We start from the raw sequence: 13969 nt of genomic DNA, 5'->3' as shown, positions 1-13969 counted from the left end.
ACGCGAGCTTTAAACACAATAATTTTTCATCATGAGAGTTGTCCACCAAGGACTGTGTGGATTATGATTAACTTTTACCTAATAAAGTTTGTAATGGAATATTGTCTTGATTTTTAAATAGCGCTTGAAAAGACGCTTTATCAATAATGGTCAATATTAATTATGGTCAATGGGATTATAGCTCCCGTGATCTCTTCGCCAATCTTCTGGTTGTTGAAATTTGCTCGACCATAAGCCATTTTGTGCTTTTTGAGCAGCAGATTGTAGAGTTTTATAGTCTGCTGGAGATGGAAAATTATGCTGATCTTGTGTTAACACCATCAACCCTTCTGCAAGCCCCAAACGTGCCAGATCAACCCCGTCCACAAAACATTGTGCATAATGAACCTGTTGAATGACACGTGCTTGCCGACAAGTAACATTTTTATCGATTGTTTTTGAGACAAGCCAAGCAGTAACAAAAGCACCACATGGCCACTTAACTCCGTTGCGTGAGGCAAATTGCCTCATTTCACAGCTTTCCACACCATATAAGCGGATATCACGGATAATCTTTTTTCTCCATCCATCGTCCACAAGCGTAATCATTTTAAAGGTCACACCACTTGTAACCTGTATAGCACCTGAATAAACCGGCACATTTTCTTCATAAAATTGTGATGACAATGGTTCTGGATGCAATACCACATTTTGTTGGTTTACATCTTGTTGGTTTGCATAATCTATCAATTGTGACTTCGGATTTTGAACGGGATTTTCTATTGTCTTTTCTGATCCTTTTAAAAAAGAATTTTGAGTAAGTTCTTCATTATTTTTACTTAAATAAAAGTATCCCCAAATAATAATACAAATTAAGACAATATATTTAGGCGCTGCTCTAAGAGATTTTAAAAGTATCATTTTGAATATTACTATATTTTTTGTTCATTAAATAATAAAAGATTAAATATTGTTAATTTATCGATAGAAAAATTTATTTTTTTCATTTATATGATTCATGATTAATATTTTGAATATTAATCTTACGATCAACTTAAACATAAAGCGGGGAATTTTTCATGAAAAACATGAATAATTTGTTCAGTTGTGAACATACCTTACAAAAAACTACTCTATCCAACACCCAAAAGAAATGGTTAACAGCAGCATTGATGCTGTTTATTGCCTTCATGGCACTGAGTGAACCAGCATTTGCTGATGGCGGCTTCGGAAAAATTGAAACTGCTCTTGATAAAATAATTGAAGCTTTAACAGGAAAAATTGCAACATCAATTGCAACCATTGCGGTTGCTGGTATTGGGCTTGCATGGATTGCTGGTTATGTTGAAATGCGTAAAGCTTTTTTTGTTTGTGTTGGCATCGGCATTGTTATGGGTGCAACGCAAATTGTATCAATGTTTTCCCATTAAACGTTGCCTTTCAAAGCCATGAAAGAGCACGACAAGCTAACAGAAGATACGTTATTTCTTGCTTGCACGCGCCCTGCAATGATCGCAGGCGTGACGGTGGAAGCTATGGGATTAAATGGGATAGGAACGATGATATTGTTCATTATGGCAGGCAATATTTTTCTTCTCACCTTTGGTGTGATGCTGCATTTCATATTCAAGGAAATCCTAAAGCATGACCATAACAAATTTCGTATTCTTCTGACATGGCAAAAGACATCTATTTTTGCCAGAAATTCGAGTCTATGGGGTGGGGGAAGTATTTCTCCATTACGATTAATTCGTAATTATGAGGAATTATAATGAATAGAACAGAGCGCAAACGTGAAAAGCAGCCAGAGGCGATCATTCCTTATGTGCGCCATGTCAATAAACACATCATTGCGCTGGATTCACGCGCTCTCATGTCCGTTATTAAACTTGAAGGCATTAACTTTGAGACAGCGGATATTATTGATCTGAATGTGCTTCACGAACAGCTCAATAATCTGTTTAAAAACATAGCGGATGAACGGATAGCGCTTTATAGCCATATTATCAGAAAGCGTGAAACCGTTTATCCGGATGGGACTTTCAGATCGGCATTTGCCAAGCAATTAGATGATAAATATCGCGAGCGGATGGTTTCACAGGAGCTTTATCGCAATGATCTTTATCTTTCGATTTTGTGGAATCCACACGTTGATCAAACGGATAAATTAGTGGAGTTTTTCAAACGTTTAGGCAAAGCCAAGCAAGAAAAGACAGAAGTTGATGCAGAGTCCATTCGCAAGCTTGAAGATATTACCACAGATCTTATTCAAAATTTAGAGCGTTATGGTGCAAAAAGACTGAGCCTTTATGAACATGAAGGTAATATTTATTCGCAGCAAAGTGAGTTTATCCACCAATTGGTGGGAGGTCGTCGTGAACGTATCCCTCTCACATGGGGGACGATAGCTTCGACTGTTTATTCAGACCGTCTCATTTTTGGAAAAGAGATCATAGAAATACGCACCGAGGCGGAACAACGGTTTGCGGGCATGTTTGGTTGGAAAGAATATCCAGCAAAAACCAGGGTAGGCATGGCGGATGGTTTGCTCACCCTTCCCTTTGAGTTTATCTTCACCCAATCTTTTGTTTTCAAGAGCAAAAACATTGCCAAGCAGATTATGGGGCGCAAACAAAACCAAATGGTCAATGCAGGAGATCGTGCGGGCTCACAAATTATGGAGCTAGATGATGCGCTTGATGATCTTGAATCCAATCGTTTTGTTTTAGGGGAGCATCATTTATCATTGGCAGTTTTTGCTGATACGCCGCAAGAGTTAGCGGATAATCTTGCCAAAGCGCGTTCTCGTCTCACAGATGGTGGGGCTGTGATTGCGCGGGAAGATTTAGGGTTAGCAGCAGCTTGGTGGGCACAATTGCCTGGTAATTATGCTTATCGCACCCGCTCTGGTGCAATAACAAGCCGCAATTATGCAGCGCTTTCTCCTTTTCATTCTTTTCCGGTTGGGAAAATAGATGGCAATGTGTGGGGACCAGCGGTAGCCTTGATGAAAACCTCTGCTGGTTCACCGTTTTATTTTAACTTTCACTTTGGTGATTTAGGCAATACGTTTGTTTGTGGTCCCTCTGGTTCTGGGAAAACGGTTATTGTCAATTTTCTTTTAGCACAACTTCAAAAGCATGATCCCAATATGGTCTTTTTTGACAAAGATCGGGGTGCAGAACTTTTTGTCAGAGCGGGTGGCGGCACTTATATGCCCTTGAAGAATGGTAGACCGACAGGCATAGCACCGCTAAAAGGCTTAGACTATAACAATCCAGCAGATAGAGTTTTTTTACGCCAATGGATTATAAAGCTTGTTTCGTCTGAAGATCAAAAGATCAGTGAATCAGAAAGACAAGACATCACGGCAGCTGTTGAGCAGCTTGCCTTGTTGCCAAAAGAACAACGGACAATCTCGGCCTTACAAATGTTTTTTGACACCACGCACAGGGAGGGGATATCGGGTCGTTTAGAAAGATGGTGTAAAGGCAATGCCTTAGGGTGGGTTTTTGACAATCCTGATGACGACATTGGCATTGATGCAAAATTTATTGGTTATGACATGACGGATTTTTTAGACAATAATGAAATTCGTCCACCTTTAATGATGTATCTTTTTCATAGGATTTTATCTCTGATTGATGGGCGTCGTATTATCATTGTCATTGATGAATTTTGGAAAGCCTTAGAGGATGATTCCTTTAAAGCCTTTGCGCAAGACAGGCTGAAAACTATTCGTAAACAAAATGGTTTGATGTTGTTTGCAACGCAATCTCCCAAAGATGCGATCAATTCGACCATTGCTCACACCATTATAGAGCAATGTCCAACACAGATTTATTTTCCCAATCAAAAGGGCAATCATGGGGATTATGTAGAAGGTTTTAAATTATCGGACAGAGAATTTAACCTGATACAATCAGAATTAAGCCGTGAGTCACGGCGTTTTCTCATCAAACAAGGGCAAAGTTCAGTTGTAGCAGAGCTAAATTTACGCGGCTTTGATGATGAAATAGCCATTTTAAGTGGCACCACCAAGAATATTGAACTCCTAGAGACCATTATGGATGAAGTTGGACAATCTCCAGAAAAATGGCTTCCTATTTTTCAAGAAAGGTCAAAGAAATGAAAAAACTTTTATTGGCAACAGCCGTCTATGCAGCTTCATTTGGCTTTCAAACAAATGCCTTCGCACAAATGCCTACATTCGATTTACAATCTTTTACGCAAGGGGGAAAGCAACTTGAACAATTGAAGCAACAAGTTGATAAAGCAAAACAACAAATTCAACAAGGCAAACAACAGCTTGAGCAATTAAAGAGCCAGCTCGATCAAGCGAAACAATTATATAACTCCTTAAATGTCAAGCCTGACATCTCGGGATTGAAAGACATGTTTAACAAGCAAGGGAGCAGTGGCGCCCTCCCTTCAGATTTCAACCACTTTCAACAATCAATGGGCAGTGGCGGTGGCGGTGGCGGCGGCGGCGGTGGCGGCGGTGGCGGCGGCAGCAAAAACGCGCAAAAATGGCAAGAAGAGCTTAAATACAAAGAGCCCTCAGGGGGCGCAGGATCAAAAGAAGCAGTAGATGATTTTTACGCACAAGAAGTGAAAAAAGCCGAACAGAACACGGTAGGACAAGCAGCAAAAGGCCAAGACGTCTACGAAGAAGCCAGTGAAACACAAAAAACCATTAACAAGCTCCTTGACGAACTTGGAAGTACTAAAGATTCGGGTAAAATTCAAGGCATTCAAGCACAATTATCAGCAATACAAGCAAAACTCCAAACACAAGTTCTCCAAATGCAAGCCGCCGCGATGATTCAACAAGCGGAATACAAAGCTGCCGAACAACGAGCTTACGAAGAATTTGCAGCGCGATATGCAGATTATGCCAAAAAACTGCGTGGTCAATAAACGAGAAAAAAGAGGGGCTTGAATATGAACAAGATCATCATAACAACATTGCTACTTTGCACAGGGCTAATCACCACTGGATGTGAAAAAACCCATAGCGTAGAAGAATTTAAGAAAGATCACAAATTATACGAAAAATGGAAAATGAAATGTATGACATCAGGGGATCTCGATTCGCAAAATTGTAAAAACGCAGAGCAAGCTTATCGTGAGAGTCTTCCAACATGGGGATGGGGGAGAACTGGCTCAACAAATGACAATAAACAAGAATCTGAAAAGAAACAGGACAATAAATCATGAATAAAGTTCTCATAACAACATTGCTACTTTGCACAGCGCTTCTCGCTGCTGGATGTGAAAAAACCTACAGCGTAGAAGAACTTAAAAAAAATAAAAAACTGATGGAAGAAGTATTAGTGAAATGTTTGACGTCAGGGGATTTGAATTCGAAAAATTGTAAAAATGCAGAGCAAGCTGAATTTGAAACCCGTAAAAAATGGAGAGGCTTTGGCTCAACAAATGACGATAAACAAGAATCTGAAAAGAAACAGGACAATAAATCATGAATAAAGTTCTCGTAACAACATTGCTACTTTGCACAGGGCTCATCACGGCTGGCTGTGAAAAAACTTACAGCGTAGCAGAATTTAAAAAAAATGAAAAATTGATGGAAGAATGGGGAGCAAGATGTGGATGGTCAGGAACTTCAAAAAATTGTGAAAACCTAAGAGTAGCAGCTTTAGAACTTGAAAAGGAACGTCGGAAAAAAGCTGAAGAAGAAAACCGTAAACTAGATGAAAAATTTAAAGCTGAACACAAAGCTTGGATTGAAAAAATGAGAGCTGAGAATGAAAAATTCCGAGCCGAACAAGAAGCAAAGCGACGCGCTGAAGAACAACAAGAAGCAAAAGAGCGCGCTGAAGAAGAACAAAAAGCAAAAGAACAAGCCGAAAGAGAAGCAGAAGAGCGCGCTAAAGCTAAACAACAGGACAGTCATTAATCATGAATAAAGTTCTCATAACAACATTGCTGCTTTGCACAGGGCTCATCACGGCTGGCTGTGAAAAAACTTACAGCGTCGCAGAATTTAAAAAAGATAAAAATTTACGCCTAGAATGGGATGCTAAATGTGGATTTGCAGGAACTTCAAAAAATTGTGAAAACATGCGGTTAGCATTTTTAGAACTTGAGAAAGAACGTCAGGCACAAGCTGAAGAAAGAAGCCGGAAAGAGGCAGAGCGCTTCAACAAAGAGATCGAGAAACTTGTAGCCAAAGAAAAAGCTGAAACTAAAAAATTACAAGCCGAACAAGAAGCGAAAGAACGAGCCGAACGAGAAGCAGAAGAGCGCGCTAAAGCTAAACAACAGGACAATAAATAATGAATAAAGTTCTCATAACAACATTGCTACTTGGCACTGGAATTATCGCTGCTGGATGTGAAAAAACTCACAGCGTAGCAGAATTTAAAAAAGATAAAAATTTACGCGATGAATGGAGACGTAAGTGTGGATGGACAGGAGATTCACAAAATTGTAAAAATTTAGACAAAGCAATAGAAGAAGTACGTCAAGAAAATTTTGATAACTATCTAAATAAATATCGTAAAAATGACGATAAACAAAAAATGAAAGAACAATCTGAAAAAGAACAAGACAAAGGCAATAACTAAATCAGTAAAAACATTTATGGCAACATTATGTCGCTGCCCTAGATTTATCATCACTGGTTATAAAAAACCAGAACATAGCATAATTTAAAAATTGTGCTCAAAACTTGTAAAACTGAAAGAAAGAAGGGGAAATATCTATGAATAAAGTTCTCATAACAACATTGCTGCTTTGCACTGGAATTATCGCTGCTGGATGTGAAAAAACCTACAGCGTCGCAGAATTTAAAAAAGATAAAAAATTGATGGAAGAGTGGAATGCTAAATGTGGATTCGCAGGAACTGCAAAAAATTGTGAAAACTTAAGATTAGCACAACTTGAACTTGAAAAGGAATATGAAGCAAAAGCTGAAGAAAGAGCGCGTGAACGCGAAGAAGAAGATCGTAAAGCGATGGAAAGATATGAAGCAGAAATAGAAGCTAGACATGAAAAATGGAAAATTGATTTTGAAAAAAGAAAAGCTGAAATGGAAAAAAGAAACGCTGAAGAAAAAGCAAAAGAACAAGCCGAACGAGAAGCAGAAGAACGCGCTGAAAAAAAACAAAATAATAATTAAGACATAATGAAGAGCGGAGCATCTCAATGGCAATAATAACCAAAGGCGTATTTACTGACATAGATGATATGTTGATGAAGAACCTTACAGATACAATGGATAAAACCATTTCACATTACTATTGCGCTTTAGCTGCTCAACTTAAAGAGCTTTGTGCACTTTATAATAGATTTATGGCAACATTATGTCCGTGCCCTAGATTTATCATCACTGGTTATAAAAAACCGATAACACAAGCATAATTTAAAAATTGTGCTCAAACCTTGTAAAACTGAAAGGAAAAAGGGGAATATCTATGAATAAAGTTCTCATAACAACATTGCTACTTTGCACAGGGCTCATCACAGCTGGATGTGAAAAAACCTATAGCGTAGCAGAATTTAAAAAAGATAAAAAATTGATGGAAGAGTGGAATGCTAAATGTGGATTCGCAGGAACTGCAAAAAATTGTGAAAACTTAAGATTAGCACAACTTGAACTTGAAAAGGAATATGAAGCAAAAGCTGAAGAAAGAGCGCGTGAACGCGAAGAAGAAAACCGTAAAGCGATGGAAAGATTTGACGCCGCAATGGAAGCTCAACATCAAGCAAGGCAAGCAGAAATAAAAAAACTAAAAGCTGAAATGGAAAAAAGAAAGGCTGAAGAAAAAGCAAAAGAACAAGCCGAAAGAGAAGCAGAAGAGCGCGCTAAACAAAACCAACATAATAATTGAATCAGAAATAATCATATTTGCAAAAATTAGATAGAATGGACGTGCAATGACATTCGAAGAAGTAGCTTACTTTACCATGGTAGAAAATATGTTAACGAAACCTATAATGAAAATAATGAATGATTCCGTTGAACATCTCTCAACAGGTTTAAGTACTCCGCTTAAAGCATCTTGTACAATCTACATTATATTTATAGGGTACAATATCATCTCAGGGCGTTCTTCTATGCCCTTATGGGAATTTATAACGACAGCTTTCAAACTTGGCATCATTGTTTCACTCGCCACTAATGCTGCTCTTTATAATGAGTGGGTCGGTAATATATTTTTTGAGGCTCTGCCGAATGCCATTGCACATGCCACACAAGGTACAATACACTCAGATAAAAATATATGGGATGATCTGATAAATAAAGCTATTTCACATATTTTAGATTCAACAAAATCTTCATCATGGCTTGCACTGGGGGCGTATCTTGTTTCATGGATTTATGCTTCGCTCTGTTACACAATTGCTATTATTTTTTGCCTAATTGGTTTTATCGTCACACTGTTTGCTAAACTTGGTTTGTTTCTTGTCATATCAGTAGGACCGCTCTTCATAAGCCTCTATATGTTTTCATCAACAAGGCGTTTTACAGAGGCATGGTTAGGACAAGTTGCAAACTTCATCATTTTACAGGTATTAGTCATCTTGCTTGGTAGTATGTATATCGAACTTGCAATGAGTGTCTTTACAAAAAACATTAAAGATTTCGTGTTAGCCTACGGCGAATTCTTCGTGGTTGGCGTTGGTGGTATTTTTCTTTTCTTCAATTTACCTAGTATGGCTTCCGCTTTAGCCTCTGGGGGGGCTTCTCTTACAGGCTCAGGAGGAGCTAAAACGATAACGAACGGTGCAAAAAAATTAGCATCACTAATAGCACAATTAGCAAAGGCCTAAGTTCAAATGCGGAAATTTAAAAAAATTGGGATTATCTTACCATTTCTCTTTCTCAGTGGCTGTGTGTCTTCACCAAACACACTGAAGTCACTCCCAAAATGTGATGGATATTCTAAACGTCCACTCAACAGATCAATGTGGAATTGGGAAGGGAAAAAACCCACGCCCACGCCCATTATCATTAGTAACAACACCCCTTCACCCCTAAAAGAAGGGAAGCTGGAAATGCTTCTGGCACAAAAATTAACGGATGAAGAAATCAAATCTTACAAAAATTGCGGGCAAAAAGCATGAAAGAAAAAGACATAGAACAATACATTGCTGAAGCGCGCTCGTTCGATCAAGATCGCATGCTCGCCTCACGCCGCACCACGCGCGCCTCGCTTGCCATTGCCGGCATCGCGGTTGCTGTTGCAATAATGTCTTCTCTCGCGGTCATCACCCTCACACCCCTTAAAACCGTGGAACCTTTTGTCATCCGTGTAGACAATTCAACCGGCATCACCGAAGTTGTGGAAGCCTTAAAAGAAGGTCCCACCAATGTCGACGAAGCAATCACACGCTACTTTGCTGCAAAATATGTCCGCTCCCGTGAAGGCTTCACCACAGAAGAAACACAACACAATTTCCAAACCGTCTCCCTCCTCTCTTCTTCTGAAGAACAGGAAAGATTTGCCAGCTGGTATGGAGCAAGAAATCCCCAAAGTCCTCAAATTCTCTATAAACACGCCGCCGTTACAATAACAATAAAATCAATCTCCTTTATCAATGACGATGTCGCCCAAGTGCGTTACTACAAAACCATTCACGACAACGACAACAACAAAGAATTCATCACCCACTGGGTTGCAACACTTACCTTTGAATACATCAATGCCCCTATCTCTGTCCAAAACCGTTTGATAAATCCTCTAGGGTTTATTGTTAATGAATATAGAACCGATCCGGAAGTGGTCAACTGATCATGACAAAAAAAATTCTTTTTCTCATTCTTAACATCGCTATTACCCTCTCTCCTATACCGATAAGCCATGCCAGTATTTTTCCCACCCGCGCGCCAAGCGATAGCCGCATTCGCTTTATCAACTATGATGCCTATAATGTCACAAAAATTATTGGCTCCATACGCTCATCGGTACAAATAGAATTTTCTCCCAATGAAGAAATTGCCCATGTAGCAATTGGCAACAGCGTTGCATGGGAAGTCGCCCCCGCTGGCAATATTCTTTTCCTCAAAGCGCGGGAAGTCCAACCCATTACCAATCTCCAAGTCGTCACAACAAAGCTTGATGGCTCAAAGCGCTCCTATCAATTTGAACTGATGGTCAAAGATGGAGAAATTTCCTCTGGACAAGAAACATATTTCCTTGTGAAATTTCGCTACCCACAAGAAGAAGCAGAACAAAGAAGACTCGCAGCCCTTATGCGACAAGAAAAACAACAAGCCCAGCGTATCGATAATGTCTTCAACGCTTCTGAAACCTACGGACCACGCAATTGGGCTTACACCGCTCAAGGATCAAGCGTGCTCGAACCCTCCTCCGTTTATGACAATGGCAAAACCACAACATTTACATTTCCAGACAACCAAGAAATCCCTGCCATTTACATTGTCAGCAATGACGGTACAGAATCGCTGGTTCCCAAAACCACAAGAGGCAACATGGTGATTGTCCATGCCATTAGCGCACGCTTCACCCTAAGACAGGGAAAAAACGTCCTATGCGTCTTTAACGAAGCCTATCAACCAAAAGGCACCAATCCAAATACCGGAACAACCTCACCATCTGTTGAACGTAAAGTTGCATCAGATCTTTAAATAAGCGGGAATTGAAGGGGACAACACATGAGTGATAAACCAATCATCGAAGATCGCGGATCTATTGGGGATGGCAAAAACAATAGCGCCAAAACCGCCGGCAAAAAAATAGTTGTCGCAATAGCCTGTATAGGAATCTGCGGCTATGTGCTCTGGAACATCTTATCCACCCCCACAGAACAAAAAGACACCGCAAAAGCTCATAAAAAACAAGCACAAAACTTTCACAATTCCCTCGCCCCTTTAGAGCTCGCGCCCTCTGACCCGCGCGCCAACATAGCGCCAATAACCTTACCACCCCCACAACCACTCGCACAAGAACCCAAAAAAGATGACCCACTACTTGATGCCGCAAGACGCGCCCCTGTTCTCGCTTTTGCCAAAGGCTCTAAATCGCAATTAAAAGACATCGTCAACACCACTCTCAACCCCCTTGAAAAATTCCATGCCCTTGAAAATCTCGCGAATGCGCAAAATTCTCCTGCCCTTCAAAACACACAAAATTTTGCAACCCTCTTAAAACCCACCACAACAGAAGAAACAAAAGCAAAACTCATCGGCAATAGAAACTTTATCATTGCCATGGGAACCTCTATCCCCTGTATCTTAGAAACGGCATTAAACAGCGACCAACCAGGCTTTGCAAGCTGCATCATCAACCGTGATATCCTCTCTGACAATGGGCGCGTTGTTTTGCTTGATAAAGGAACCCAAGTCGTTGGAGAATACCGCGGTGGAATAAAACAAGGTCAATCTCGCCTCTTTGTGCTCTGGACAAGAGCAAAAACCCCAACCGGCGTTATCATTCCCCTTGCCTCTCCAGCAACCGACAGTTTAGGCAGAGCCGGTTTTGATGGCAACATCAACACCCATTGGTGGGAACGCTTTGGCTCTTCCCTTTTACTCACCGTTATTGATGGTGCCACAACCGCCCTAACAAATAAAACAAAAAACAATTCCAACGCAGGTGCCAACAACTCTGGAGGCGGTGGTTTTGAAGGCGCAAACAACACTGGAAAAGAAGCCGCCAATATTGCCCTTGAAAATCAAATCAACATCCCCCCTACCCTAGAAAAATTTCAAGGCGAACTCGTCAACATCTTTGTAGCAAGAGATCTCGATTTTTCATCTGTCTATAAACTAGTCGTAAAGAGCAAAAGAAACCGCTCTACTACCAGCTATTCCTTTTTTCATTAAGCCAATAAAGTCACATTATGCCCTCAGCAAAAAATGCAGAACGCGCCTCTATCGTTTTAACAAAATTAAAGATCTTAGATGACTTCCTTAATGATGAAAATTTATTTGAAATTGTCATCAATCGCCCCGGCGAAGTAATCGTTGAGGGTCCCAATGGTTGGCAAACCCACATCGTAAAAGAACTAACCTACAGCGAACTAGAAGGGATTGCAAAAGTTGTTGCTGCCTACACAACACAAAAAATCAGTGTAGAAAACCCCGTTCTCTCCGCAACACTGCCAAACAACGAACGCATACAAATTGTTATGCCTCCAGCAGTTGCTGCCAATACCATTAGCATGACCATTCGTAAACCTTCATCACGCACTTTTTCTCTTGAAAGTTTACATGAAAACAATCTGTTTTCTGTTACCCAAAACACCAGTTTCACACCCACGCAACAAATGACAGAACGGTTATCTGAACTCTCTGATACAGACAAAGAGCTAACAGATCTCTTTATCGCTAAAGATTTTTGCACCTTTTTAGAACGCGCCGTTATTACACAACAAAATATCTTAATATCTGGCAAAACCGGTTCTGGTAAAACAACCCTCTCTAAAGCTTTAATTGCAAAAATCCCTGACTATGAACGAATTCTCACCATTGAAGACACGCCAGAACTTGTCGTTCCGCACGCCAACAAAGTCCAACTTTTTTATTCAAAAGATAACCAAGGCTTAGCAAAAGCAGGCGCAAAAGAACTGCTTGAATCAGGATTACGCATGCGCCCCGACAGAATCCTTCTACAAGAGCTGCGTGATGGTACAGCCTTTTACTATATCCGTAATGTCAACTCTGGTCACCCAGGCTCCATTACAACCGTCCACGCCTCAACAGCACTTGCAGCCTTCGAACAAATGACCCTTCTTGTCAAAGAAAGTGACGGTGGTGGTAATTTAGCACGCGATGATATCCGCGGCTTATTAATCTCGATGATAGATGTCATCATCCAATGCAAACGCCTCGAAGGAAAATTTCGTGTAACAGAAATCTATTACGACCCCTTCAAACGCCGTGATGCTTTCTAAAAAAACGCGACCCTCACACCCCTTTTATACCAATAGAGCTTTCTTAAAAACACGATTATAAGCCGCGGATATCATCGCGTGCTAAATTACCACCATAGCTTCAAGTTCATTTTCAATGAATTGAAAGCAAAAAGAAGTAAAAATATCATCCCCATTCCCAATCACGCATGCGCCCCACAAAAAAACCACAACGTGCCGAAAATGATATCTATAACCCAATATTTTTTCTGATTTTTTTGACATCAACATTTGCAGGAATATAGATACCAAATTTCGTATCCACTTCACCTTTAGCTTCAGACAAAAGCTTCACAAACACCTTGTAATATACGAGATCCTGCTTTATGTGCCTTATCCATTATTATTCTTTTCGATATTCATCAAGGCGCAGTATAAAAATTTTCTTCCACGCATTCCTTTCTGATTTTATCAAATTGCCTCAAGATAATTGACTGTAAACATCTTCGATCAACACCGAAATATTTTGACCACCAAAAAAGGGTATAACCCTATATCTCCCTCTTTTACCCCTCATGCTTTAAAACCTAACTTTCCTTGGCTTCCCTCCCGTACCTTCCATAAAATCACCAGCATCTGGATGAGTAGCAATAAAAGAAACAATATCAAATAATTCTTCAAGCGATATGCCTTCTTCTTTTGCAGAAATTCAATAAGCTGCCGTTTCAATCACGGTTTGCATACATCATTCAATATACGGAAAACACCCATAACGATAATGATGTAAATGAAAAGCTAATTTGAAGTGAATGATCAGAAATATCAAATATCCAAATGATGAAACAAATCTTACCTATCTTTAGCAATACATATCTCTTAACCCTTATCACTTTTCTCAAAAGTTTTAAGCGTTTCCAAATTAGGAATATACATATCAAATGGCAATCCCTTTTCATAAACAACTTTTGTCAAAGCAATACGGATGAAATCAGACACCGTAAGTCCTAAATTTGCTAATATTTCACCGGATTTTTTTAACGCCCTATCTATGCAGGCACGTACAACATCTTTTGTCACACCCATATTAAACACCTTTTGAGTACCTCTCTTTTGTCATATCGCTTAATAGGGCTTATACAGCATAAGG

20 protein-coding genes are annotated in these 13969 nt (G+C 39.9%); 18 read left to right on the top strand and 2 right to left on the bottom strand.

Annotated elements, in window-relative coordinates; all coding sequences use genetic code 11:
* Nucleotides 1-156 precede the first annotated feature (156 nt).
* Nucleotides 157-900 (bottom strand): nuclease, encoded by a 744-nt coding sequence (locus tag ACFIJR_RS03620; protein ID WP_375648720.1) that lies wholly within the window; start codon nucleotides 898-900, stop codon nucleotides 157-159.
* 158 nt (nucleotides 901-1058) lie between these two features.
* On the opposite strand from ACFIJR_RS03620, the gene ACFIJR_RS03615 reads away from it, so the two are divergent.
* The 18 genes from ACFIJR_RS03615 to virB11 all read left to right on the top strand — a co-directional run bounded on the left by ACFIJR_RS03615 (nucleotide 1059) and on the right by virB11 (nucleotide 12864).
* On the top strand, nucleotides 1059-1409 hold the full coding sequence (locus tag ACFIJR_RS03615) for a TrbC/VirB2 family protein (RefSeq protein ID WP_375648718.1): 351 nt from the start codon (nucleotides 1059-1061) through the stop codon (nucleotides 1407-1409).
* A gap of 18 nt (nucleotides 1410-1427) precedes the next feature.
* Nucleotides 1428-1751, top strand: coding sequence for a type IV secretion system protein VirB3 (locus ACFIJR_RS03610; RefSeq protein ID WP_375617900.1), 324 nt, complete (start codon nucleotides 1428-1430; stop codon nucleotides 1749-1751).
* Complete coding sequence (locus ACFIJR_RS03605) at nucleotides 1751-4111, top strand: VirB4 family type IV secretion/conjugal transfer ATPase (RefSeq protein ID WP_375626492.1); 2361 nt, start codon at nucleotides 1751-1753, stop codon at nucleotides 4109-4111. The genes ACFIJR_RS03610 and ACFIJR_RS03605 overlap by 1 nt, the downstream gene beginning before the upstream one ends.
* On the top strand, nucleotides 4108-4899 hold the full coding sequence (locus ACFIJR_RS03600) for a type IV secretion system protein (protein WP_375653694.1): 792 nt from the start codon (nucleotides 4108-4110) through the stop codon (nucleotides 4897-4899). Before ACFIJR_RS03605 ends, ACFIJR_RS03600 begins: the two co-directional genes overlap by 4 nt.
* A gap of 24 nt (nucleotides 4900-4923) precedes the next feature.
* Nucleotides 4924-5199: an EexN family lipoprotein gene (locus ACFIJR_RS03595; protein ID WP_375653622.1), complete on the top strand. Its 276-nt coding sequence runs from the start codon at nucleotides 4924-4926 to the stop codon at nucleotides 5197-5199.
* Nucleotides 5196-5465 carry an EexN family lipoprotein gene (locus tag ACFIJR_RS03590; RefSeq protein ID WP_375653620.1) on the top strand — a complete coding sequence of 90 codons (270 nt, stop codon included), beginning with the start codon at nucleotides 5196-5198 and terminating at the stop codon, nucleotides 5463-5465. The genes ACFIJR_RS03595 and ACFIJR_RS03590 overlap by 4 nt, the downstream gene beginning before the upstream one ends.
* Nucleotides 5462-5899, top strand: coding sequence for an EexN family lipoprotein (locus tag ACFIJR_RS03585; RefSeq protein WP_375653619.1), 438 nt, complete (start codon nucleotides 5462-5464; stop codon nucleotides 5897-5899). The genes ACFIJR_RS03590 and ACFIJR_RS03585 overlap by 4 nt, the downstream gene beginning before the upstream one ends.
* A 2-nt stretch (nucleotides 5900-5901) precedes the next feature.
* Nucleotides 5902-6279, top strand: coding sequence for an EexN family lipoprotein (locus tag ACFIJR_RS03580; protein ID WP_375653618.1), 378 nt, complete (start codon nucleotides 5902-5904; stop codon nucleotides 6277-6279).
* Nucleotides 6279-6569, top strand: coding sequence for an EexN family lipoprotein (locus ACFIJR_RS03575; RefSeq protein ID WP_375653616.1), 291 nt, complete (start codon nucleotides 6279-6281; stop codon nucleotides 6567-6569). Before ACFIJR_RS03580 ends, ACFIJR_RS03575 begins: the two co-directional genes overlap by 1 nt.
* A 137-nt stretch (nucleotides 6570-6706) precedes the next feature.
* Nucleotides 6707-7123: an EexN family lipoprotein gene (locus ACFIJR_RS03570; protein WP_375653615.1), complete on the top strand. Its 417-nt coding sequence runs from the start codon at nucleotides 6707-6709 to the stop codon at nucleotides 7121-7123.
* A gap of 26 nt (nucleotides 7124-7149) precedes the next feature.
* Complete coding sequence (locus tag ACFIJR_RS03565; RefSeq protein ID WP_375653613.1) at nucleotides 7150-7365, top strand: hypothetical protein; 216 nt, start codon at nucleotides 7150-7152, stop codon at nucleotides 7363-7365.
* Nucleotides 7366-7418: 53 nt separating this feature from the next.
* Complete coding sequence (locus ACFIJR_RS03560) at nucleotides 7419-7835, top strand: EexN family lipoprotein (protein ID WP_375653612.1); 417 nt, start codon at nucleotides 7419-7421, stop codon at nucleotides 7833-7835.
* A gap of 46 nt (nucleotides 7836-7881) precedes the next feature.
* Nucleotides 7882-8778, top strand: a complete 897-nt coding sequence (locus ACFIJR_RS03555; protein WP_375653611.1) for a type IV secretion system protein — start codon at nucleotides 7882-7884, stop codon at nucleotides 8776-8778.
* A gap of 6 nt (nucleotides 8779-8784) precedes the next feature.
* Complete coding sequence (locus tag ACFIJR_RS03550) at nucleotides 8785-9072, top strand: type IV secretion protein VblB7 (protein ID WP_375653609.1); 288 nt, start codon at nucleotides 8785-8787, stop codon at nucleotides 9070-9072.
* A complete protein-coding gene (locus ACFIJR_RS03545) occupies nucleotides 9069-9740 on the top strand; it encodes a virB8 family protein (protein ID WP_375622639.1) in 672 nt (223 codons plus the stop codon). The genes ACFIJR_RS03550 and ACFIJR_RS03545 overlap by 4 nt, the downstream gene beginning before the upstream one ends.
* A 2-nt stretch (nucleotides 9741-9742) precedes the next feature.
* Nucleotides 9743-10597: a P-type conjugative transfer protein VirB9 gene (gene virB9, locus ACFIJR_RS03540; protein ID WP_375625280.1), complete on the top strand. Its 855-nt coding sequence runs from the start codon at nucleotides 9743-9745 to the stop codon at nucleotides 10595-10597.
* A gap of 27 nt (nucleotides 10598-10624) precedes the next feature.
* Nucleotides 10625-11794 (top strand): type IV secretion system protein VirB10, encoded by a 1170-nt coding sequence (gene virB10 / locus ACFIJR_RS03535; RefSeq protein WP_375648958.1) that lies wholly within the window; start codon nucleotides 10625-10627, stop codon nucleotides 11792-11794.
* A gap of 17 nt (nucleotides 11795-11811) precedes the next feature.
* Nucleotides 11812-12864 (top strand): P-type DNA transfer ATPase VirB11, encoded by a 1053-nt coding sequence (gene virB11, locus ACFIJR_RS03530; protein ID WP_375653608.1) that lies wholly within the window; start codon nucleotides 11812-11814, stop codon nucleotides 12862-12864.
* Nucleotides 12865-13698: 834 nt separating this feature from the next.
* Here the strand turns inward: virB11 and ACFIJR_RS03525 are convergent.
* The gene (locus ACFIJR_RS03525; protein ID WP_375648956.1) at nucleotides 13699-13905 is read right to left on the bottom strand and encodes a type II toxin-antitoxin system RelB/DinJ family antitoxin; all 207 of its coding nucleotides are present in this window, start codon (nucleotides 13903-13905) and stop codon (nucleotides 13699-13701) included.
* Nucleotides 13906-13969 lie beyond the last annotated feature (64 nt).

Origin of the sequence: Bartonella sp. OD88NMGDW (genome assembly GCF_042193775.1) — a bacterium.
Lineage (GTDB): Bacteria > Pseudomonadota > Alphaproteobacteria > Rhizobiales > Rhizobiaceae > Bartonella > Bartonella grahamii.
The sequence above is the reverse complement of the archived record's forward strand: the minus strand, read 5'-3'. Positions and strand labels throughout refer to the sequence as shown.